Annotated in this window: 20 protein-coding genes; 1 reads left to right on the forward strand and 19 read right to left on the reverse strand. The window is 53.5% G+C overall.

Translation table 11 applies throughout. From position 1 onward, the window contains the following. Positions 1-157: 157 nt before the first annotated feature. The 12 genes from HY788_02805 to HY788_02860 form a co-directional block, all read right to left on the reverse strand. On the reverse strand, positions 158-2,083 hold the full coding sequence (locus HY788_02805) for a polysaccharide biosynthesis protein (GenBank protein MBI4773105.1): 1,926 nt from the start codon (positions 2,081-2,083) through the stop codon (positions 158-160). A 68-nt stretch (positions 2,084-2,151) separates the two neighbouring features. Then, positions 2,152-3,255, reverse strand: a complete 1,104-nt coding sequence (locus HY788_02810) for a DegT/DnrJ/EryC1/StrS family aminotransferase (GenBank protein ID MBI4773106.1) — start codon at positions 3,253-3,255, stop codon at positions 2,152-2,154. A gap of 14 nt (positions 3,256-3,269) precedes the next feature. Beyond that, entirely contained in the window at positions 3,270-3,893 is a 624-nt protein-coding gene (locus tag HY788_02815) for an acetyltransferase (protein MBI4773107.1), read from the reverse strand. Then, positions 3,893-4,507: a sugar transferase gene (locus HY788_02820; GenBank protein ID MBI4773108.1), complete on the reverse strand. Its 615-nt coding sequence runs from the start codon at positions 4,505-4,507 to the stop codon at positions 3,893-3,895. Before HY788_02820 ends, HY788_02815 begins: the two co-directional genes overlap by 1 nt. An 86-nt stretch (positions 4,508-4,593) precedes the next feature. Further along, positions 4,594-5,736: a glycosyltransferase family 4 protein gene (locus tag HY788_02825; protein ID MBI4773109.1), complete on the reverse strand. Its 1,143-nt coding sequence runs from the start codon at positions 5,734-5,736 to the stop codon at positions 4,594-4,596. Positions 5,737-5,878: 142 nt separating this feature from the next. Then, positions 5,879-7,105, reverse strand: a complete 1,227-nt coding sequence (locus HY788_02830; protein ID MBI4773110.1) for a glycosyltransferase family 4 protein — start codon at positions 7,103-7,105, stop codon at positions 5,879-5,881. Between the two features lie 4 nt (positions 7,106-7,109). After that, positions 7,110-8,159, reverse strand: coding sequence for an O-antigen ligase family protein (locus tag HY788_02835; GenBank protein MBI4773111.1), 1,050 nt, complete (start codon positions 8,157-8,159; stop codon positions 7,110-7,112). A 275-nt stretch (positions 8,160-8,434) separates the two neighbouring features. Then, positions 8,435-9,622, reverse strand: coding sequence for a glycosyltransferase (locus HY788_02840; protein ID MBI4773112.1), 1,188 nt, complete (start codon positions 9,620-9,622; stop codon positions 8,435-8,437). Between the two features lie 204 nt (positions 9,623-9,826). Next, positions 9,827-11,755 carry an asparagine synthase (glutamine-hydrolyzing) gene (gene asnB / locus HY788_02845; GenBank protein ID MBI4773113.1) on the reverse strand — a complete coding sequence of 643 codons (1,929 nt, stop codon included), beginning with the start codon at positions 11,753-11,755 and terminating at the stop codon, positions 9,827-9,829. 115 nt (positions 11,756-11,870) lie between these two features. Continuing rightward, positions 11,871-12,800 carry a sulfotransferase gene (locus HY788_02850; GenBank protein ID MBI4773114.1) on the reverse strand — a complete coding sequence of 310 codons (930 nt, stop codon included), beginning with the start codon at positions 12,798-12,800 and terminating at the stop codon, positions 11,871-11,873. An 84-nt stretch (positions 12,801-12,884) separates the two neighbouring features. After that, complete coding sequence (locus HY788_02855) at positions 12,885-14,213, reverse strand: flippase (GenBank protein MBI4773115.1); 1,329 nt, start codon at positions 14,211-14,213, stop codon at positions 12,885-12,887. A 1,327-nt stretch (positions 14,214-15,540) separates the two neighbouring features. Beyond that, positions 15,541-15,882 carry a hypothetical protein gene (locus tag HY788_02860; protein ID MBI4773116.1) on the reverse strand — a complete coding sequence of 114 codons (342 nt, stop codon included), beginning with the start codon at positions 15,880-15,882 and terminating at the stop codon, positions 15,541-15,543. 852 nt (positions 15,883-16,734) lie between these two features. Between HY788_02860 and HY788_02865 the strand changes: the two genes are divergently transcribed. Continuing rightward, entirely contained in the window at positions 16,735-17,286 is a 552-nt protein-coding gene (locus tag HY788_02865) for a hypothetical protein (GenBank protein MBI4773117.1), read from the forward strand. Between the two features lie 59 nt (positions 17,287-17,345). Here the strand turns inward: HY788_02865 and HY788_02870 are convergent, their stop codons facing one another. From HY788_02870 to HY788_02900, 7 genes are all read right to left on the reverse strand, one after another. Then, positions 17,346-17,798, reverse strand: a complete 453-nt coding sequence (locus HY788_02870) for a hypothetical protein (GenBank protein MBI4773118.1) — start codon at positions 17,796-17,798, stop codon at positions 17,346-17,348. 166 nt (positions 17,799-17,964) lie between these two features. Beyond that, positions 17,965-18,537 (reverse strand): lytic transglycosylase domain-containing protein, encoded by a 573-nt coding sequence (locus HY788_02875; protein ID MBI4773119.1) that lies wholly within the window; start codon positions 18,535-18,537, stop codon positions 17,965-17,967. A gap of 310 nt (positions 18,538-18,847) precedes the next feature. Next, entirely contained in the window at positions 18,848-19,492 is a 645-nt protein-coding gene (gene fsa / locus HY788_02880; GenBank protein ID MBI4773120.1) for a fructose-6-phosphate aldolase, read from the reverse strand. Positions 19,493-19,502: 10 nt separating this feature from the next. Continuing rightward, positions 19,503-19,775: a YHS domain-containing protein gene (locus tag HY788_02885; protein MBI4773121.1), complete on the reverse strand. Its 273-nt coding sequence runs from the start codon at positions 19,773-19,775 to the stop codon at positions 19,503-19,505. Then, positions 19,772-20,269: a 2-amino-4-hydroxy-6-hydroxymethyldihydropteridine diphosphokinase gene (gene folK / locus HY788_02890; protein ID MBI4773122.1), complete on the reverse strand. Its 498-nt coding sequence runs from the start codon at positions 20,267-20,269 to the stop codon at positions 19,772-19,774. Before folK ends, HY788_02885 begins: the two co-directional genes overlap by 4 nt. Before the next feature lie 39 nt (positions 20,270-20,308). After that, positions 20,309-21,490: an LL-diaminopimelate aminotransferase gene (locus HY788_02895; protein ID MBI4773123.1), complete on the reverse strand. Its 1,182-nt coding sequence runs from the start codon at positions 21,488-21,490 to the stop codon at positions 20,309-20,311. A 235-nt stretch (positions 21,491-21,725) separates the two neighbouring features. Then, positions 21,726-22,508: a 4-hydroxy-tetrahydrodipicolinate reductase gene (locus tag HY788_02900; GenBank protein MBI4773124.1), complete on the reverse strand. Its 783-nt coding sequence runs from the start codon at positions 22,506-22,508 to the stop codon at positions 21,726-21,728. Positions 22,509-22,542 lie beyond the last annotated feature (34 nt).

Here is a 22,542-nt window from a genome sequence, read left to right on the forward strand (position 1 = left end):
CACGGCCTGCAGATCATCAAGACATGTTGGAATGCGTACCGCATTCAACTTCACGTCATAACCTTAAAAAATGACGGTATACCAAGCGCTTGGAAACGTAACACCCACTCAGAGCCGATAGACGGACGCCGGCGTCATTCATATCCAACGCCCGCTTTCAGATAGGATCATCCCGTGTCGCCGGCGTCCCTTCTCCTCCCGGCGAGTAGCTCGGAACCAACTTCTTTAGCAGGGCCAGCACTTCCTCGTCTTCTCCCCGTTCCGCAACGGCAATGAGTTCCTCTATAACTTCCACAAAATCAGCGGGAGGCTCGGGACTGCATGCCACGAAAATTTTGGAATCGACCCGGTAGGTGCTCTCTTCTTCCTCGGTCATCAGTTGTTCGTACAGCTTTTCCCCGGGCCGTAGCCCGGTGAATGCAATGGGCACGTCTTTTTCGGGTACAAACCCTGCCATCGTAATCATATGGCGAGCCAGGTCCAGGATGCGAATCTGCTCGCCCATGTCCAAAATGCATAGTTCCCCGAAATCCCGGTACGCCGCTTGCAACACTAAGCCTACGGCTTCCCCGATGGTCATGAAATACCGCCTCACTTCCGGATCCGTGACGGTTACAGGGCCGCCGGCTGCGATCTGTTGGCGAAAGAGAGGAACCACGGAACCGGCTGAACCCAACACGTTGCCAAAGCGCACGACCGAGAATTTCGTGTCGGAATGCTTGCCTATGGTGCGAACCACCATTTCGCCGATCCGCTTGGTGGCGCCCATCACACTGGATGGTTTCACGGCCTTGTCCGTAGAGATAAAAACAAATCGTTGGGCTCCATACTCGTGCGCCATCCGGGCCACGTTATACGTTCCCAGTACATTGTTGGTCACCGCCTCGTCTGGGGCCGCTTCCATGAGTGGGACATGTTTATGAGCCGCGGCGTGAAACACATCTTGAGGTCGGAATTCCGAGAATAATCTTTCGACCCGACGAAGGCCCCGAACGTCTGCAACGGACGTCACGATGCGGGAGCTTGGAAACTCCCCCTGAAAGGAGCGTGATCTCAAATACAGCTCGTTTTCATTCGTATCCAGCATGAAAAGCGTTTTGACGCGGTTTTTGAGAAGCTGCCTGCAGATCTCGCCTCCGATGGATCCTCCCGCGCCCGTAACCATAACGCACCTGCCTTCAATCGCCTCACCGATACTGCTTTCTTTAAGATCTACCTCCTGACGCGGAAGCAAATCCTCCGGCGACAGATCCGTCAGTGCAGGCCGGGATGAATGATCTTGGAGGTAGACATATGACACCGGGAGAATCTTGAAACGAAGTTTCAGTTCCGAGCACGTAGCCAGGATCTCTCGGATCCGCTTGGCCGGAACTCGCGGCATGGCAATCAGGATCGTACCCACTTCGTGACGTTTTACGATGGCAGGCAGATCAGCTATCAGGCCGAGCACCGGCCTTCCGCTCAAATACGTGCCCTGCTTCCTTCGATCGTCGTCCACGAATCCGACGACTTTATAGTAATGGGCGTCAGAGCGCAGCAGGTCACGCAGAAGTTGCTCCCCCGTGGCGCCGGCGCCGACAATTAAAGTTCGCTCGAGACTGCTGTTCCGAGCCAAGGCCTGCTCGACTCGGTACATTTTCGCCAGCCGGGGCGAAAAACGTATGGCTCCCATGAGTGTGGTGGTGATGAAAAATTCCATCACGAGCACGGAACGGGGAGGACCGGAAGCGAAAGAAGTGAGTTCGATGCGAAGAAAATAGAGGCATATCATGAAAATGCCCGAACCCAACAGGCCGGCCACACCGATCCGTATGGCGTCGTAGAGGCCTGACAGCTTGAAGGACCATCGATGCAGATTGAACATGAAATTAGCCGACAATCTCGACGCCACCAACAACACTGCCAGCTGAGGGATTAATGACGCGAATCGCAAGGGGACCTGCGCCTCAAATCGAAGCTGATAGGCCATCCATAAACTGAACGCCGCGATCGCCGAGTCCAAAGTCAACATGGAAATGGTGCGCAATAACTGCGGACTGCTAACCCGCGCCCAGATCCGTTCTGTTTTTTTAGTGGTTTTCAAAGTGATGCAATCCTGACGAGCAAAGCATTCCCAATCGAGAATCGATGACCACAAACGCGGCCCACGTCTTAATGCGAATGCTGCATTACGGCTTTTTCAAGTGTGTCAACTACCGTTTCCACTTCAACTTCCGAAAGGTTGTTGTGAAAAGGCAAAGCAACTGTCCTGCGTGCCACGGACTCCGTGACGGGTAACTCGCCACCCGCGTATCCAAAACGTTGGCGGATATAGGGCTGCAAGTGCACGGGAGGAAAGTAATTTCTGACCGGAATCCCCGCTGACTCCATTGCCTCCATCACCCCATCCCTGTTAATGCCTTCGGCCAAGGTAGCCACGTAAACAAACCAACTCATCCGGACGTGGGGCCTGACCACGGGAGGGCGAACCCAGGCCTTTCCTGAAAGACGCTCCGTATAAAAGCCTGCGACCCGTTGCCGTTTTCTGATGAACTCTTCCACACGGCTCATCTGTGAAGCTCCCAGCGCGGCCGACATCTCGTCCATCCGGTAATTGTAGCCAAGGTGCACGTGTTCAAGCCACGCACCCATTTCTCCACGACCTTGATTGTGCAGACTCCGGGCCAAACGAGCGATGTCCGCATTGTCGGTTACGATCATACCCCCTTCGCCCGTGGTGATCTGTTTGTTGGGATAAAAAGCGAATGCCGCCGCGTCGCCGAAACAGCCGACCTTGCGGCCTTTATATTCGGATCCCAGAGCTTCGCAACTGTCGTCTATGACTTTCAACTCATGTTTTTCAGCCACACGAAGTATGTCATCCCATTCCGCCGGATGTCCGAAAACATCCACCACCATGACCGCCTTGGTTCGAGAACTGATGCGATCTACGAGACACTCGGGGTGCACGTTGTAGGTATCCGGATCGATGTCGACGAAGACAGGCATGGCTCCTTCGTACAGAATGGCGTTAACGCTGGCCGCAAACGTGAACGAAGGGACGAGCACTTCGTCGCCGGGACCGATTCCCAGACATCTGACGATCAGATGCAACGCCGAGGTGCCGGAGCTGACGGCCACCGCATGACCAACGCCCACGTACCGGGCCGTTAATGCTTCGAAGGTCTTCACCCTGTTGCCCAAGGCAAGACGCCCGCTCATCAGTACATCCCGAACGGCCTTCAAATCCTCTTCGTTCATGTCCGGGGAGGACATGGAGATTGAATTGGTCATAATGTTGATTTGGTCTCCTCGGCAGGAACACCCGCCACCTTGACATTCGAAGGGACATTCCGTATCACAACCCCACCACCCCCAACCACGCTCCATTGGCCGACCCGCATACCCGGAAGCACCGCGCTGGAAATACCCAGCAGCACACCTTCGCCTATTTCGACTCCGCCCGACAAGTGCGCCCCGGGGCCCAAATGCGCATACGAACCGATCCTGCAATCGTGATCAATCGTCGCTCCCGTGTTGACGATCACATGCTCGCCAATGTCTGCCTCGGGCTGTATTACCGCACCCGCAAATACGACGGTACCTGCCCCAAGATTTGCAGATTCATGAACATAGGCTTTGGGATGAATTACGGATACCCAATTAAGAAACAGTCGCTTCGAGATCGTCTTTCGCAAAAGGTTTTCGCCTACGGCGATCACTGCTCGCAGGTTATTGGTTGCAGTCTCGAGACAGCGAATAGGGCCCAAGATCGGGACTCCTAAAACATCCTTACCCCATTTGGCCTCGTCGTCGTCATAGGCCGCCGGCACTGTATATCCCGCCTCTCTAAGAGTGCTTATGACTACTTTGGCATGTCCGCCGGCTCCGACCACAATTACTGATTTATCCATTAGTGCTCGGACCCTTCCCTGCCTTGGGACCCCAGAAAAACAGGCATAGTAACGTGCCCTTCAGCGTTGATTCCTTCCTGACTGACAACGCCGACAAACGTCATCCAAAGTATCTTGAGATCAAGGGCCAAGCTAAAATGTTCTACGTACCAAACATCCAATTTGAATTTATCCTCCCAGGAAATGGCATTTCTGCCGTTTACCTGAGCCCATCCGGTAATCCCCGGTCTGACCTCATGTCGCCGAGCCTCTGTCGGCGAGTATCGCCCCAAATATTCAGTAAGGAGTGGACGCGGCCCCACCAGACTCATGTCCCCCTTAAGAACGTTAAACAACTCGGGAAGCTCGTCCAGACTGGTCCGTCGCAAAACACGCCCCAAAGAGGTCAGGCGCGCTCCATCCGGAAGCAACCGGCCTTGGGGATCCCGCAACTCCAGCATGGTTCGAAACTTATACATCATGAACGGCCTGCCATGCAATCCTGCTCGGATTTGCCGAAACAGCGCCGGAGACCCCATGCTTGTCCGAATGGACAGGTAGATGATGCACAAAAAAGGCGCAACGGCCACGAGACACGCCACTCCGGACAGGATGTCGAGGAGACGCTTAACGATCTGCGTCCTATCTGGCGGGGATCGATGCAAAGCCGTAATTCCTTGATCCGTGCCCCTTTTCCTGACTGCAGATGAAATTGAGCAGGTTAAGAGTACTTTAAAATACGCGTGTAGATATCGTATATTTCCTTTGAAGTCCGCTCTGCATCAAAAAGCTTCATGGCTCGTTCTCTCCCGACCAGGGCCATCTCCTTACCGGCTTCAAGGTGTTCCAATGCGTATCCAATAGTCGCTGCAAGTTTCGGCGGGTTTTTCGCGGGAACAAGCCAACCGGTTTCGCCATGAGAGACCAGGTCGGGAATTCCGCCCACATTAGCGGCTATGGTCGGAACTCCCATGAGCAGAGACTCCAGGGCGCCTCCCACGTTTTCCGAATGGGACGGATGTACGGCAAGGTCCATGCCCGAATAGAGATTTGCGATATCCGAACGAGTCCCAAGGAAACGGACATAATCCCCGCACTTCAGTTCCGCATATCGTCTTAATTTGCCTTCGTATTCGATGCAGTTGTTCCATGGGCCTCCGACAAATATCCCCGTGAGCCTGACGCCCCGATCGAGGCAGATACGGATGGCGTCGATCAAATCCTCGTGGCCCTTAAGCCCCCGGGTTTGTCCCAGGTACCTTTTCGGCGCATACATGAAGGCCACCATGCCTACCATTTTCGTATCGGATGCGAGCCCCAGTTCAGCGCGAAGAGTCCCGCGGTTCCCGGTTGTGAATTGATTCAGATCAACGCCATAGTATGAGAGGAAAACACGATCCCGCGGGATGCCTAGTTCGAGGTATCGATTCCGGGTCCACCGGCAGGAGGCAATCCAATAATCCCTCCGGTCCGCCAATGCCATTTCCGCGTGACTAAAAAAAGGATATTCGAGGTGCAGGGGACCTGGGACCTGGAACACCCGAGGAACGCCGGAGTACCCCCTCAGAGCCGTCCGCATCGTAAGGGTGGTTCCAACGAAGTGGCTGTGAATCAGGTCGGGCGCTATCTCCTTTACAAGACGGCGAAGGCTGCGGATTTTCGGCGCCAGCCTCCAGGGACGACCTACCGGGAAATCAAACTGATCCACATGCGTGTGTATTCCACTCTCTTGACACTTGTCAATCAGCGGCCCACCACCCGGTAAGGCAACGTGGACTTCAACCCCAAGGCGCACCAACTCCCTCATTTGACGCAAAGCCCAAGCTGCGCCCAGTGAAGTCTTCAACAAGTGGAGAATCTTCACTTATGCGATTCCCCGATTGAGGGTGAACCCTGAAGCGCGGGGCGACCTATGGAATACATAGCCTCTTCGGCTTTTCGCGCCCTGAACTTGACGTTCAAAAACACGGCGTCTATATTCCCGCCCGCCACAGATGAATACGTGGTCACGCAGATCGAACGTCCCTCCGTATGTCCCGCCTTGTTGTCCGGAGCCATTGCTCATTCTGCCGCATGACGTGGTCGTAGAATTCCACCCTTCTCGCGCGAAGCAATGTTTCCCGATATTGCCTTGCCTCTTCCAGATTTCGCCTGGACTCGTTACGCATTCGTTGAGGATCGGTTATCATTTCCCGGATCTTGGTCGCCAGAGCCCCGACTTCACCTGGAGGGACCAAGGCTTCTTTCGGAAGTAATTCAGGTATGCCGCCCACATTGGTCCCAATGCAGGGCAAGCCTCTGGCCATCGCTTCGATCATGGCCTGTGGCAATCCCTCCGTACGGGAAGCCATGACGAATAGGTCCGCTCGATCCAATTGTTCTCGAACGGCGCAACTACCGGGCAGCTCGCCCGTGAACTCAACGACGCTCTTCAAGCCTTTGGCAGACACTCTGTCCTCCAACATGTTCCGATATCTGCCGTCTCCCACGAGCTTCAGCTCCAAATCCAACCCCGATCGCGCACACACGACCACGGCATCGATCAGCACATCCATTCCTTTGTAAGGCTGTTCGAGGGACCCCACACTTATGAGTCGATACCGTTGTTTCGCTTCTTTCCGCGACCGGATCTCTGTGGCCAGGTCCCTGTCCTTCAAAACAATACTGGAAAAATGAGTGGTGAATACGTTTGGGCTCGAGGGGTACCTGCGCTGTAGTGCGTTCCTTGTAACATAGGCCGTCGAGCAGGCGCCTCGGATCAGTACGGCCATTTCCCTCCCGAACCACCTTCGGAGGAACGAGCGCAATGGATGATTAACAGCTCCGGGCGAAAAAACTCCATGTGGATCCCCCACGACCTCAGCGCCATAGGGGTGTCCGGACCGTTTAAGCCTAACTGCCAGCCTACCGGCCAAAGTGGACGGCACTCTCAGGATGAAGGCGTCCCGCGATTCGGCTACTTCTTTAATCCTTTTTCTCAGCTCCGGATAGCGTCGCACAAAGGCTTTCGACCCTTTGTAATAAGGCAATGGAGTGAAGGCAACGTGCTCGCCCGTAGACTCCTTACAGTTTTCCGAAACGGTCAAAACCTCTTCAATCCTCGCTACCACTCGAACCCGTTCAAACACTTCCAGGTAGCGAGACCAAAACCCGTGGTCAAAATTCGCCGCTGTCCACACTCGGCCGTCGGGTGTGCGTCGAAAACGATATTCCGTGGTGACCGCAAGATCCATAACGTCATCCCGTGGAAGCGGGGGGCCGTCCGTCGAGGCTTGGGGTGAGCCGATCTTGAGCATGGGGGTGTCGCAGCCCCGTGTCGGTCAGCACAGCCAATATCAGGCTGCCCAAGGCCGGCCATAAGAAAGATCGATAAGTGACGGAGGCGGCAGCACTTAGGACGCAGAAGAGCACCAGCGCTCTCCTGAACATGGTTCCCTGCCTTTTGTCCCACTTCCAGGCCCTCTTCACCACCGCAAACAAGAGACTCATACCCAGAGCGAATCCCACAAAACCGAATGATACGAGCCATTCAACGTAAGTGTTATGTGCATTCAAACGGACAATTCCATCATCGCCCAATTTACTACCTGCGAAATAGTATCCTTGAGCACCGAGCGCCTTATCGGCCGACCCTGTTCCCGCGCCGATGAGCAGGTTCTTAGGCCCGGTCTGCAGTACATCTGCTCCAAATCTCCAAATATCGGTTCGATCGCTCAGTGTTACCAGTTCCTCGACGTTCGCGAACCGCCTGCCAAGGTCAACGAAAGCATCCCCTAATGCCGTGAACGGAATAATCGCCCCTGTGAGTATCAACAAGAAGACCGCGGCAACCTTACGTCTACTGTGCCTTCGAGAATGGAAGACGATCAAATAAGACGGCAGAAGAACCAGCACAAAGGCCTCTCTCGATCGCGTCAGAATGGCTCCGAGAACGAGGAATAGAATCACCAGCGCCCAGACTAGACTCTTGGCCCTAGATCTCAACCAAGTCTTGTCTTTGTTCCTGAACTGCCCGAAACAGAAGCTAAGAGAAAGCAATACGGCAAGTCCCATTTGGCTCCCAACGGCGTTGGGGTTCGCCAAATCCCTCCCTCCCATCTCGTCTCTCAGGTAACCCACGTTGAATTTGACCAGATTGATTGTATCACCGTAGTGTAAGAAACAGAGAAAAGCGAGCGCCGCAGTACTTAGTACAACGAGCGCATACGCACATTGCCTCGAGTAGTCTAGTTCGACGATCAGGGAAGCGATTGGCAGCACGCAAGCCATATGGAAAAAGAGGATCATGGCCCTCCCCGTTTCCGTTGGATCTGTCCATAAGATAGCGAGAAGCGGCCATAAAACGCATCCAACCACCGGCCATGCCCTTGCAAAGGACTTAACCCGCAGGTAACTCCAGCAACCTAACAACACTGCGGGCGCGTATAACGCGTAACTGATGAAACGGAGCGGCGTGTCCCAATACGCTCGAAATAACCAAACGAGGAAAAACGAGCCGGCCGAAGCCGAAAATGCCAATATCAGGGCGATCTCTCCGGCTTTTCTATACATGGAAGCACTCATTACTTGGAATTTGCCTTCCAAACTTCTAGGTGCGCTCTCATGCAGTTCTCAAGGGAAAATACGCTCTTGGAGAATTCACGAACCGCCGCGTCGGTGCTTCTTCTGACCTGATGTTCGCCGAGCAACCTCTTGGCAAGCGACGCCCAGACCGAATCATCCTCCTCCAATCCGAGGTAGTGTATATCTTGAAGGTGATCCGCAATTTCGCGAACACCCGGAAGATCGCTCGCAAGAACGGGCGTTCCCGCCGCGCAGGCCTCGAGACACACGCCTGGAAGGCCTTCCCAAAGCGAGGGAAGAATCATGAGGTCTGCAGCTTTTAGCAAACGTGGAACGTCCATTCGCTCGCCCAAGAACACTACCCGAGACGCAAGTCCAAGCTGATTCACACGTTTTCTAAGCCGGACCTCAATGTCGTTGTCACTCCGGCCGATCAGAAGCAGGCGCGATTTGGGCTCTAGTGAATGAATCTTGCTAAAGATACTAATCACCCTCTCGTGGTTCTTAGGGCGACTCATTCTTCCGACGTGCGCAATCAAATGGCAGTCCAGGGGCAAAGCAAGCTCACTCAATACACCAGATTTATTTCGGGACCCGGTAAAGGACGCAGTATCCAAGCCGTTGTAGATGACCCTGCATCGGCGATCCGACCGCCAATCCTCCCCCCATGAGGCATCCATAGCACTTTTGCTTACCGCCAGGATATGAGTTGCATACCGGTCTATCCAATGCTTCATCAGGCGCCGGTACAATTTCCTGTGCAGTCTTTCTCCGTGATAGTCTCGCACGCTGCGGAAGTGGGCGATGCGGACCGGTATCTTGGCCTCCGCGGCCAACTTTGACACGTAGCCCGAGAAGTAATACACGTGCGAGTGGACCACGTCAAACTTGTGCCTCGACAAAATCCGCTTAAAGCGAACGGGAAACATGATGTTCAGCCGTTGATAGTGAACGAGGCCGCCCAATTGATATATCCTATCATCAAGTTCGCCTTGCTGCCCGGACAAAACGTAGAAGTGAAACTGTAGGCCCAAAGGTTGTACCATCTTCATGAGTTCCAGAGTCCGCATCTCCGCGCCCCCCCGGTTCATGCGGCCAAACACGTGAAGGATCTTGACCGAAGGTGATCGATCGTCCGGATCGCTATACAGATCTCCGCGAAACACCTTGGTTTTTTCGCCTATCATCCCATTGGCCCCTTTGGCGCGCAGATTCTCGGAGATGCGGCCCTCCCCGTCATCGCAAGTCCTTCCTCACAAACATTCTTTCATAGGGCCCACGTTGATCTTAATTGGAAAGAAACTGCCATTCGGGCGATTGTCATGCTGAAATACGTCGGCTCTGATAGAAACGGTGTCATCGTTTATATGTGCTTCAGTTCCAATTGGAAACTACAGTGATCCGCCATACGTTCGATGCCACTTCTCGAGCACAAGTAAAGGCCAGATACGGTTGCTCAGATTTCGGCTTCCGTGCTGATGCGCTTTCAGAAGGCTCGGTAGGAATCCATTTGGAAACAAGGTGGAGACAAAGGAAGATGAAGAACACAATATATCCGATAGTTCCTCCCGCAATTCTTTGCGGAACCAGTGTCCCAAGGGCACCGCAAAACCTTTCTTGGGCCTTTCTACGAACGATCTTCCGAGATCGCGGGCAAGTACTCGTCGAAGGGGAATTTTTCCGTTTCCTCCTCTGAATCGCATGGTTGTTGGCGACTTCGATACAAATTCGAACAGCTCATGGTCGAGAAAAGGGCAACGCGCCTCCAGCGAAACCGCCATCGAGGTCCGATCCACCTTTACCATGAGATCCTCGGGTACATACAACCGAATGTCCGCTTTGCACATCCGATCCAAGGTGGAGGGAGCGTTGAAATCCCATATGGACCTCATGTCGAATGGTCCATCGCTCGGTCTGAGTAAAGAATGTTTCACCAGCCAAGGCGAACCCATCAGTTCTTCATAGCGTAGTCTTGGGTCCGGGTGAAAGAGCGAAATCACCCCTTTTCCTTTCACGTGATCCGGCCAAAAGCGAGTCAGAGGCGATAGACACTTTGACAGTGAACCACCGATGACGTTATCGAAGATCCTACCCAGCGTCAGATTGACCGCATAACGCGTGTATCCCGCGAGTAACTCATCACCTCCGTCTCCCGTCAAGGCTACTGTAACGAGTTGCCGCGTCATCTCGCAAAGCACCAGAGTCGGCAGCGCACTCGAATCCGCAAAGGGTTCATCGAAGATCTCCGACAGCCTGGGTAAGTATTCCAGGAGACGCTGGGGAGTGATCGTCCGAGAGTGGTGCTCCGCTTTGTAGTGTTCGGAAACCCGTGTTGCATAGACACTCTCATCATACTCACGTTCATTGAAGCCGATCGTGAATGTTCGCACCGGCCTATCGGAAAGCCCGGACATCGCTTTGACAATAGACGAAGAATCGATCCCTCCGGATAAAAAGGCCCCTAACGGTACATCGGAAATCATTCTCAGGCGCACGCTTTCACGAAGCCGGGCCGAAAATTCGTCGCCGAACCTATCTTCATCCCCTTGGTATTCCGGACGATATTCGAGATTCCAGTAGGTGAACCTCCTCATATCGGAAGGCGAAGCCAGATTCAGCTCCGCGGCCTCGGCGGCTTTCAACTTGCTCACGCGGGAATGAATCGTTCTTGGCGCCGGGATATATCCCAGTCTCAGAAAGTCCAACAAGGCGTCGCTGGAGATTTGATTGTCCGTTCCTCGCGAGGCCGACAGAGCCTTCAGTTCGGATGCCCATGCGATCGTCTCCGTGTCGTTATACACATATAGCGGTTTCTTGCCGAAATGATCGCGGGCCAACAAAACAGAGCCTTTTCCATAGTCGAGTAGGGCAAAAGCAAACATGCCTCTGATTCTGTCCAGTATGCCGGATCCCCATTCCTCGTATCCATGCACCAGCACCTCGGTATCCGAATGATCCGTGGCGAAACGGTGGCCGTATTGGAGCAGTTCTCTACGTAAGTCACTATGATTGTATATCTCCCCGTTGAAGACCACCCATATGGTCTCGTCCTCGTTTCCCATTGGCTGGTAGGCATTATTGGACAGGTCTATAATGGACAGTCTGCGATGGCCCAAGAACACATCCCAGCAAGCCCCATGCTCCCCGGTGAGTTGACCCATTGTCGGGTTCAGGAAGAAGCGAAATCGGCCCTCCCTCAGGCTCCCCAACACGATACCGGAGCCGTCGGGACCTCTATGTGAGAGACGGCTGACGGACCTGAAACACGTCTCGACATCGACCGGCTTACCGGGTGTTATAACTGCAAATATCCCGCACACGTCTTTTCGTCCTTACCCGATATCCTAAAACCCCAAGGAAAAGGAATCCCGTACACCAAAGAGTCTCCTCGCAATCCGCCGAGTACTCGGACCGCCCTCCTCACCTCGTGACACTTCAGTATCCGTACTTCCGCATATGCCATCCGGCCAACGTTCTCACGAGCGCCTTTTCTCTGTCCGACAACTTTTGCACCCATTCCACGTCGGCTTGCAGCCGTATCGAACCCGCCATGCGAACCCGATTTCCGGCTATGGTGTGCCCCACCTTCATCGAACCGCCCGAGTCAATGGTGCGGATCACAGGTTCGTAGCCGAGTCCCATGAGTTTTCCGAGCTTCTCCAACGTACCCCGATGATCGGCCATCAAATCTTCGTACCGGATGGTCAGGCCTCTGCCGGGACCCACCCTTTTGACGAGCCAGGATGAACATACATTCACCCGGATCCAGGGAAGCGGCACACGCCAGACCGGAAAAGGGCGCATGTCTCTGGCTACCCCACTTCGCAGGTTTTTTCGAAATGCTTTTTGAAGAGAACGTGCAAGGCCTCTCGGGTCCCTGACAAGATGTATCAGTTTCAAGTCAACACCCGGCATCCGAGAGAGCGCGAAAGCTCGAGCCGGAATCTTGGACGAATCGACGATAATCCTCTTTCCGCTCACTTCGCTGATAGCTTGAAATAAAGAAACCGCGTAGTTCGAATAGACTTGGAACTCAGCTTTCCGTGCAAAAGACCCTCTCAAAAGACGAGAGAAAAAGCGTGAACGTTCGAAAACGTCTTCAAGCTTTTTGAATTCTTTCAAGTCACTGGCGCCCGTTCGCCGGATCCAATCCAGTCGGACTTCAGACCAGAAAGGACATTCAGACCCACGTGCTCCACAGGCGCAATAATCCGGTCCGAGCCAAGCGGAACGCACCAGATTGCACAACTCTCCAACACTTTCCACCTCGGAATGGTTTCCAAGAATAGTGTCCAAAACGGTGGATCCGCTTCGACCTGCCCCTACTATATAGGCCACTGTGACTTTGTTGTCGGACTTTCCCATGCCCTATCCGACCTTCCGCAATGACGTCAAGCTTAACTCCCGGATTCCGGCCAATATGGTGCGGCCGAAAGTCTTCTCTCTTTCTCAACGATTGTGAATCCGACATGGCCGGGCAAAAATCGTGGGATTGATACCTAGCTGTCTGTAGACCGTCAGAGTAAGTATCGCATTCCATATCATCATGGTCACGGAGGTGGCAATTGCCCCTCCCACCATGCCGTACGGCGGAATGAGTATGGCGTTCAGAACTATATTCAGTAAAGCGCTTGCTCCAACCGTAACCGTGACATATTGTTGTTTGCCTGTCATAACTAACAGCAGGCCAACAGATCCGCAGAAAGCATTAAAGAATTGGCCTAAGGAAAGCCATACCAGAGCTGAGTACCCTTTGCCGAACTCTGGTCCGAACAACGTCAGAACCCAATGTCCAAAGACCAGCAGGACGACCAATGCAGGCAAAGATACCAATAACGCACCCCAAGCAGTTCCCTGCAATTCCGACATACGATTCAGAGAATACAGTTCAGAAATCATCGGAGCAAGAATCACGTTCACAGCGGCCAAACCAAAAGCGATCAGGTGAGCCGCCCGGACAGCCGCCGAATAGATGCCCGCATCGGTCGTGCCCTTTATACTCCCAATCATGAGTGTATCACAATAATTTAGCACCGTATTGAAACAGGCAATCAACACGATCTGTAGGCCCACCTGTATCCACTCTTTTGTCCTGTAATTCGGATCGGCAGATCGGAAACTCTTCTTCATGCCGGCGAGACAGGCGGCCGCCATTACAAGCGCCGCCACCGCCGCGACAATATGCGCCATCATAGCCTTCGGCGCCGTGGGAGACCGGTGCAGAACGACTACCATGACCAACAGCGTCAAACCCAGAACTAGAGGCTTAAGAACCTGGTTCTGCAGCTGAGCCAGAACAGGTTTTTTCATTGCTTTCAATTGGGCGGACTGAATCTGCGGATAGATTAGAATAGGCAAGAAACCAAACATCAGTATGAACGTATCCGACAGCTCACTCCCAAGCCAATCTCGGAAGATCCATATTCCAGTTGCCGCCACTATTCCGACCGCGGCCGTAGCAGCGAGAACAATCTGCTCGGACCGCCGAAGAAAGCCTCGAAGCAACCCCCACTCCTTTTGTCCCAAGTACTGAGGCAGATAGCGAAGGGTCGTACTCTCTTGTCCCAGTGTCATAAAAAGAACCAGGAAGTTGAATACGGTCATTACGTAAACGTACCGACCGAAGCTTTCGGCGCCCAGCATCCGAGCAAGCACAATTTGGAGGGCTAAGGCAACGACGGCGGCAACAATATTAATTAGAAAAGTACCGGTAGCACCTCTTAATAGTACTGCATCGGAGCGATCGCTTCTAAGGAGTTGCTCTAATTTATCTTTCATATGGAGAGCGATCAACGCCAGCCGATTTACGTAAGCACCAATCAAAGTTACGGCAATCGGGACAAGGAGGAAAAGATGAGGGTGGGTTGCTCGGACATAATAAATGGATTAGATGACGGACATGAATATAATGAACGCCTTCTCCACATCATACTATTTTCTTCCGTCGTTCTTTCTGTGACTGTCTACAAAAAGCGAAGCACGCATTCTACTGTTTGTGCTGAAAGTAAACCGGCTCCCCATTTCAGTTAAGGAGTCCGAATGAGACCGACTTCCACTGCCTCTCATCATAACATTCTCAAAATGCAGTCGCCAGTGCTTGGAGGTAGAAGTGCGCTCTACCGTCTTTCTTAACTCTAGGGAGAATAGCTTGGTTAATGGTATCGAAATAGGCCGCATCCATGGCAGGCCTAAAAATATGAGTAGCCGGTTCTTCCACACCCCTCTTTCTCGTCTCGAGGTTTGGTCACGCTTTGGACGCCTCAAGGGGCCTCTGGTATTCTTTTCGGTTCCTCTATCGCACTTTGATCAGTATACCCCCCATTGCCATGATATACCCGATGCCTCGCAAGGGAGCCTCATGAACAGGCGTCGTCTTGCGCTCAATCCAAAACATATTAGGCCCTCGTCGCTCGCGTTTCAATCATTTTCTAAAAAACACTCCGAGAGCCAAGCATAAGCGATGGTTTGAAAACTGGTCTTAAGTTCGAAGTGAAGCTATTGATACCGTTGGAGTTCGGCACGAAGGGGTTTTGGCTTTCTGATCCGATCAAGAACGTTACGAGAACACGGTTCGGTCCTTGTACCTCCTTTTCTCATGCATCGAACGTGAAATCGTATCTTCCATCACGAATATTCGATTCTCCAAGAACTTTTCAACGCCGGTGCTTTCAATTTGGAACCCCGGATAAACGCGCTCGAGCACGGGAAAATATCGCTGCCCAAGATCCCTCTCCGACTGCAAGTGCGAGCAAAAGAAATGCCCGACCGGTTTGCTTCGGTAGGGCATCCAACATTCATATTCGGCTGACCAAATTGGCGCACGTGGGATTAGGTATTATTCACCGGCGCACGGGCGCATCCTTGCTCCCTTTGATCCTCTTTGGCCACTGAAAAATCTCGCATAACCGCTACGGTTCGGCCTCGAATCGAGACTCCTTCCTGCTGCGCCCGCCCGCGTGTTGGAATCGCACCCAGGTCCGCTCTGCCGCCAAAGCTCGCTTCCCTGGCATTTCTTCAAAACGACTATTTCGTCCGGCAGTTCCAGCGACAAGCGGAAAGCTTATTCGCCACGTTCCATGGTCTGTTCAGCTTCCTGCCGCTGACGCTACTGCTGCAGATAGACACAAGTTACCAATACAGTGGCGGACTGCCCTCCTACGGGGATCGCAGTGGAAGTACAGACCCCGACATTAGCGGTCGTTACCTGTGCGGTCAGCAGAATCGCCATATAGTGGTTGGCCTGTGTTGCGTCGGCTATGCCGCAGATTTGACTTGTAAACCTCCCACCAACTTCGGTAAGCCGAAATTTTAGTTCTCCTGACGCATTTTTCCCAACATAACCTACCGAACACACGTACCATGAATCCACGGCACTGGTCATGGAAGGGACCAGGAACGAAGCCAGCGCCATCAAACAGAGAGCGATTCCGATTTTTTTTCTGTACATTGTAAAACCTCCCCTATAAACTATAGTTTAATCTTAAATCCCTATATGTTCTGTAATACTTACAAGCACCTTGATTTCGCTTTACGCTTACCGACGAGAGCCGATGGTCGAAAGAAGATCGTGAAAGTCAGTAAGTACCCACCCCTGTACGCCCCTGCCTGAAGGGGCTACTTACAGCCTTTGATTGTAATCGTCTTCCTCCCCCCAAAACTTTAGCTACCGTGATCTTATAGTTCTCAATCCATCTCAGGGAAACAGAGAGGCGCCGACACTTAAATCCCGTCCCCCCCCTCATCACGAATTCCCTTTCGATGAACTCCTAGCCGGTCGGCATTCTCGGTCTTTCAGTACCGTCATAGCCGATCACTCAAGAAGCAAGGTCCATGCCAAGAACACTCTTCGCATCCGCTTTCTCCGGGGTCTTTTCCCCGTGCCCTATACGACCGGATGTGAGGAAATACATGGAGCGCGCTGACGAGAGTTGTACTTTGGATTACAACCCACTTACACGTTTGTAACATATCGGTCCGCCGGTACACCTTTCGCCAAAGACAATACGCATCGCATTTCCGGCGCATCTTTTCTTTCATGGACCGTACAAGGTCTTGGCGCAAATGCTCTCCAAATGGTTGATTCTTAGCTTTTTCCCAGGTACCGTATAGGGACGCAGGGAAACGGCCCGGCAAGGCATACGTTGAAAGCAGCGGCCGGGCTTGCAACGATGTCGGATCGTATCGGCGTGGTCGGTTTTCCTGCATGAAAATCTATTCCGGGAAGGTGGACTATGCTTGGTGCTTGCAGCCCGTATGACAGATCCTTTGAAGTGAAATGCCTCGAATTGAGCGTCGCGGGATGAGGCATACTCTTTTTTTTGTGGCCGTCATCTTCCCGGCTGTTCTCGTAAGTACGGCTCTGGCTGAAATTTGGTGTTACGACGCCAATAAGCAATTCCTGGGTGTACATCAGTCGGGACTTACGTTCTTCCTTCCTGAGCCCAAGAAGTCTTTTGAACTCTCCGCTACGACCGGTTATGTTGCCTTTTCTCCCTACTATTTCCAGGAAGACGGATGCGAAGAGCAACCCTACACGATGCTTCCCATGAATAGAATTGCCCTGGGACCGGACGGAAAGCTACACTCCGGTTCTTCTCCGCTTGTCCGATTCATTCCCGGATCTTACCTGAATGCTCGGAATGGTTGTGTAAGAATCGAGGCCGGACAATGGACGGAAGCTGATTCGTTCAGTAAGCCGGTGGAAATTTCCGATTCGGAGATTCCTATCGCTTTTCCGGTTGCATTTCCGCTGACATACAAGTACGTCCAGGCCGGTTCCGTGCAATACGGGAAGGTGCACACCGGCACTCCGGCAAGAACACCCCCCCAGCGCCGCCGTTATATGCGATAGATATCTGAACGAGACGGACCTGGGCCTTCCGTTCTGAATTCGATCTTCCGCCTTTGAACTCACGGTCCGAAGCTGAAGGACCGGACCTCGGACCAAGGTCCTTCCGTCCCTTTCCCTTCGGCGCGGACTCGCCAGAACAGCGGTCCGCCCGAGCCCTTCAGGTAGAGCACCGTTTTCTCCGTGGATAGGTCGATCGTTGGGGCCGCGAAACCCGCTTCGCCTGCCACCTGGACTTGGTATGCCACCGATCGGGAAACGGGATTCCAGGTCAGATCCAGCGGCTGCACGGCACCGGTCAGGCCATCAGGCGGCCACAGGAGTTGCACCTGAGAAGGAGTAAAATGTTCTGTTGCTTTCTTCCATGCGGGAATTAGAGGGATGATCAGCGTCGTGAGGTCTTCACTTCCCAAGGTCTTCTGTTCGGTCTTGGTTTCTTCCGGTTCTCTCTTCTTGTCACAGGAGACGATCCCCCATATGAGAACGATGGCTATACATATGGCAGCGGTCCGCAACCTCACCGTCCCCGGTCCAGTGAAAGACGATCGTCTCCAGGAGTTCGCATCATGTTTTCAAAACAGAACCACCGAGGCTAATACCGTTCGTATGTCAAATAAGTGGCTTTGTCTCAGCGGCGCAAACCTCGAACCCCGGTTCTAAGGCTCAAGGGTGCTCCTTGGGCTAGTTGAACTCCGAATAGTACCGCATGACGCGAGTGACAAAACCGCGCGTTTCCTTGAAGGGAGGTATTCCATTGTATTTACTTACATTTTCAGGGCCGGCGTTGTAGGCGGCCAAGGCCAGATGAACGGTCCTGAAGCGGTCCAGAAGGGTCCGGAGATATCTGCAGCCCCCTTCGATGTTCTCCGACGGCTCGAACGGATCGTTGACATCCATGTCGCTGGCCGTACCCGGCATCAGTTGCATCAATCCCGCGGCGCCTACACAAGAAACGGCCTTGGGGTCGAATTCGGATTCCGCCTTGATGACGGCTTTCACCAGAGCGGTATCCAAACCATATTTCTTCGCGTATCGGCGAATCAAACCGTCGTAATTCTTTAGGGCTTCTTTACCCATCCCCAGGAACGGGCGAAATCGGGGGGACGTGGGTACATTGGTGAAATAACGGCGGCCTTCAGGGTCCTTGTAATAATAGATCTCGGCAAACAAAGGCGCTATCGAGAAATGCCACAACAAAAAGCCGCATCCCCCGGCAAATAGGACCCTCAGTAACCCGTGTAGAAAGCTGCTCATAACTTCGCGAATGGATCGATCATCGAATCAGCGTTCCCTCCTCGCCCGCACAGGGATATTATCGTTCATCGACACGCACGCAGGCAAGCGAAAACGCCTGTTGAAAATCAAGTACCGTATAGTTTGACCGGGTTTCGCGTAACGAGAAGACCGCCACCGAGCGGTCACGTTCGAGTCTTCAGTGCAAGAGCCACGCCGAATATCACTCGGTTGAAGGAAACACTCCAACGATTCGCCACAGTTTCGTCCAAGAGTCCCATCCGGCTTAGCAAGCATGGCCGTGACGGCGTGAATAAACGCTGGAGATGAATCACGCCTTGACCTTTTTCCAGTCCTCCAGGAACTTCTCGAGGCCGATGTCCGTCAATGGATGTTTCGCCAACTGGTTGATGACCTTGAACGGCATGGTACAGATGTCGGCGCCCATAAGTGCGGATTCCAGCACGTGCAACGGGTGTCGGACGGAAGCCACCAGCAGTTCCGCCTCGAAGGCATAGTTATCCAAGATTGTCTTTATCTGGCCGACCACTTCCATTCCCTCGTGGGAGAGATCATCCAAACGACCCACAAAGGGACTGATGTACGCAGCTCCCGCCTTCGCGGCCAGAAGCGCCTGCAGCGGGGAAAACACGAGCGTCATATTGGTGGGAATGCCTGCCGCTTTCAACTGCTTGACCGCTTTCAGGCCTTCCGTCAGCATCGGTATTTTAACCACAATATTCTGATGTATTTTCGCCAGCTTTTCCGCCTCTTTAACCATTCCTTTTGCATCTACGCTGACTACTTCGGCGTTCACCGGTCCGTCCACAATGCCGCAGATCTCCCGGATCAAATCAAGGAAAGGAATGCCCTCCTTGGAAGCCAAAGATGGATTGGTGGTAACGCCGTCCAGGACACCCATGTCGTTGGCTTGACGGATTTCGTCCAGGTTGGCTGTATCGATAAAGAACTTCATCCGATCCTCCTCAGTTCGAAGTGCGTTGCGCATCGAGAAATGTTTCTTTACAGTCTTCAGAGCAGAAGTAGATTTTTTTTCCCCCCACCTTTGCGGTAACAGCTTCTCGTTTGGGGAGATATACTCCGCATTGAGGATCTTTGACCATTTCATCCTCTATGCGTTCTTTCCTCTTTTGCTTTCCTACCTCACGGCTACGTTCCAAGCGCGGTCCGCTCATCACTGCCTTGATCAAACGGTACAACACATACAGCGACACTATCAGCAGCACCAGTCTGATCATAATCGATTGATTCCTTTTTCCGCATCGGGAAGGGAAGCCAAAAGGCTCTTTACGGAACGTTCGAAAACCGGATGAACGGCATGGGGCGCGATTTCCGCCAGAGGCGCCAGTACGAATCCACGCTCGTGCATCCGGGGATGCGGCAAAGTAAGACGCGGATGAGACATCACCCGCTCTCCGAACAGGAGCAAATCCAGGTCGATGATCCTAGGTCCCCAACGGATGGTCCTCGTCCTCCCCATCGCTTTTTCAATGGAAAGCAACTCATCCAATAGTTGAAGCGGAGGCAACACACTCTTGAGCTCAAGCACGGCATTGACAAAACGGTCCTGATCTTCATAGCCGACGGGGTCGGTCTCATAGAAACTGGAAATCCGCCCCACCCGACATCCCTCGATGCCTCCGATCGCCTCGATCGCCGAACGGCAGCGCGCGACTCTGTCTCCCACATTGGAACCGAGCCCCACAAATGCGCTCTCCGCCTTTTTCAGCAAGCCTTCCCGCACGTCAGACGCCGGACGATCCACCACGATTCACGATCGCCCGGCAAGATTCAGGGACTTGAGGCGCTCGACGGCTTCCAGGCTTCGCTCCTTATTCACGCATAGCGCCATTCGAACAAAGCCTTCTCCGGACGGGCCGAACCCATTACCCGGCGTCGTTACAATGCCCGCCTGTTCGAGAAGCAACGTCGAGAATTCTGAAGAACCGAAGCCTTCCGGAGTTTTGATCCAAAGGTAGAACGTGGCCTTCGGCGGCTCGATGCCAAGGCCGGCCTCCCGAAGGCCCGCCACCAGAATGTCCCGGCGCTCCCGGTAGATGGCTCGCATCTCGTCCACGCAGCTCTGGCTCCCATCCAACGCTGCGATTCCCGCGTACTGAATGGCGTCAAAGGCCCCCGAATCAATGTTGGATTTAATGGTCCCCAGCGCACCGATGGCGTCCGCCATTCCAACGGCGAACCCCAACCTCCAGCCCGTCATGTTGTATGTCTTGGACAGGGAATGAAATTCGATTCCGACCTCTTTGGCGCCTTCAGCCTGGAGGAAGCTCGGTGCGATGTATCCGTCAAAACACATTTCCGAATAGGCGTTGTCATGGCATACAATGAGGTCGTAATCTTTGGCAAACGAGACCACTTCTTCAAAAAAGTCCAGGGTTGCCGTAGCGGCGGTCGGATTGTTTGGATAGTTCAGGAACATCAACTTGGCCCGCTTTGCCGCGTCGCTGGGGATGGCTCCCAAATCGGGCAGAAAATCGTTTCGATCCAGGAGGGGCATAAAGACGGGCTCTCCCCCTGCGAAAAGGGTAGCGATTTTGTATACGGGATACGCCGGATCCGGCACCAGCACGACGTCACCGGGATTGACGAATGCCAGCGGCGTATGCGCGATGCCCTCTTTCGAGCCAATCAGGGTCACCACCTCGCCTTTGGCGTTCAATTGGACTCCAAACCGTCTTTCGTACCACCTGGCCACGGTTTCGTTAAAAAGCTTCATCCCGGAATAGGCTGGATACCTATGCGTTGCGGGATCATGAGCGGCTTCGCACAGCCGCTTGACAATATGCTCGGGTGTGGGTAAATCCGGATCCCCTACGCCGAAGTCGATCACATCAACGCCTCGAGACCTGACCTCCTCCCGCTTGCGATCCAACTCCTTGAATAAGTATGGGGGCAATTTGATCAACCGTTCCGTTTTCTCCACTCGTGACATTAGTATGGAAGCTCCTCTGCTCTTAGGCCCCGAACGGGCGCTTTCCGGCCTATTGTTCCGGGGAAGCCCGTTACCGCGGCATTGTTCTTCCGGAACGTTCAGTCAAACATACGTTTAGCCGAAACTCCCCGAATGGTAAAGTATGGCCTCGTCGCGCCATGCACGACTCCTGCCGTCAACGGCGAGACGAGGCGCTTTTCTTCATCCCGCGGGCGATCCGGAGACACGGATCGGATCATTTCAAGCCCAATACATCCTGCATGTCATAAAACCCGGCGCCTTGATGCACCACCCAATGCGCCGCCTTGATTGCGCCTCTAGCAAAATTGGCCCTGTTGCCGACCCGGTGAGTCAGCTCGAGCCGTTCTCCCGGAGCAGCAAACAGCACCGTGTGCTCTCCCACAATGTCGCCCGCCCGGATCGTTTGAAGTCCGATTTCCCGGTCCTTACGTACGCCGATCATGCCATGACGTGAAAAAACTCCGACGTCTGCAAGAGTCGCGTTACCCGCTTCGGCCAGAATTTCTCCCAATCGCAAAGCCGTCCCGCTGGGCGCATCCTTTTTCATTCGATGATGGGCTTCGATAATCTCGATGTCGTAAGCGGGGCCGAGAACCGTCGCCATTTCCCGTACCAGCTTGAACATCAGATTGATGCCTACACTCATATTCGGCGCTACGACGAAAGGCGCTTTGTGGGCCAGGCTCTTAATTTCACTTAATTCCTCGGGCGTGAGCCCGGTCGTTCCCACTACCGCCCGTTTGTTGTGTTCCGCCACAACTCTGGCGTGTTCAATCGAAGCCGTATGGTGACTGAAATCAATGAGCACGTCTCCCGCATCGATCACTTCCGTTATCCGGGGCGCCAACCGCAGCCCGTTCGAGATTTCTTCTCCGATACGAGGATGGTCCGGTCGTTCAAAAACGCCGGCAACTTCTATCTCGGGATCGTCCAAGGCTGCAGTCAGTATCTCCTGTCCCATCTTGCCGCATGCAGCGGCGATAATCACTTTGACCATCTCTAACCCTTTCCCTGTCAGACGGGTGTCGCGC

The organism is Deltaproteobacteria bacterium, from assembly GCA_016208165.1.
GTDB lineage: Bacteria > Desulfobacterota > Desulfarculia > JACQYL01 > JACQYL01 > JACQYL01.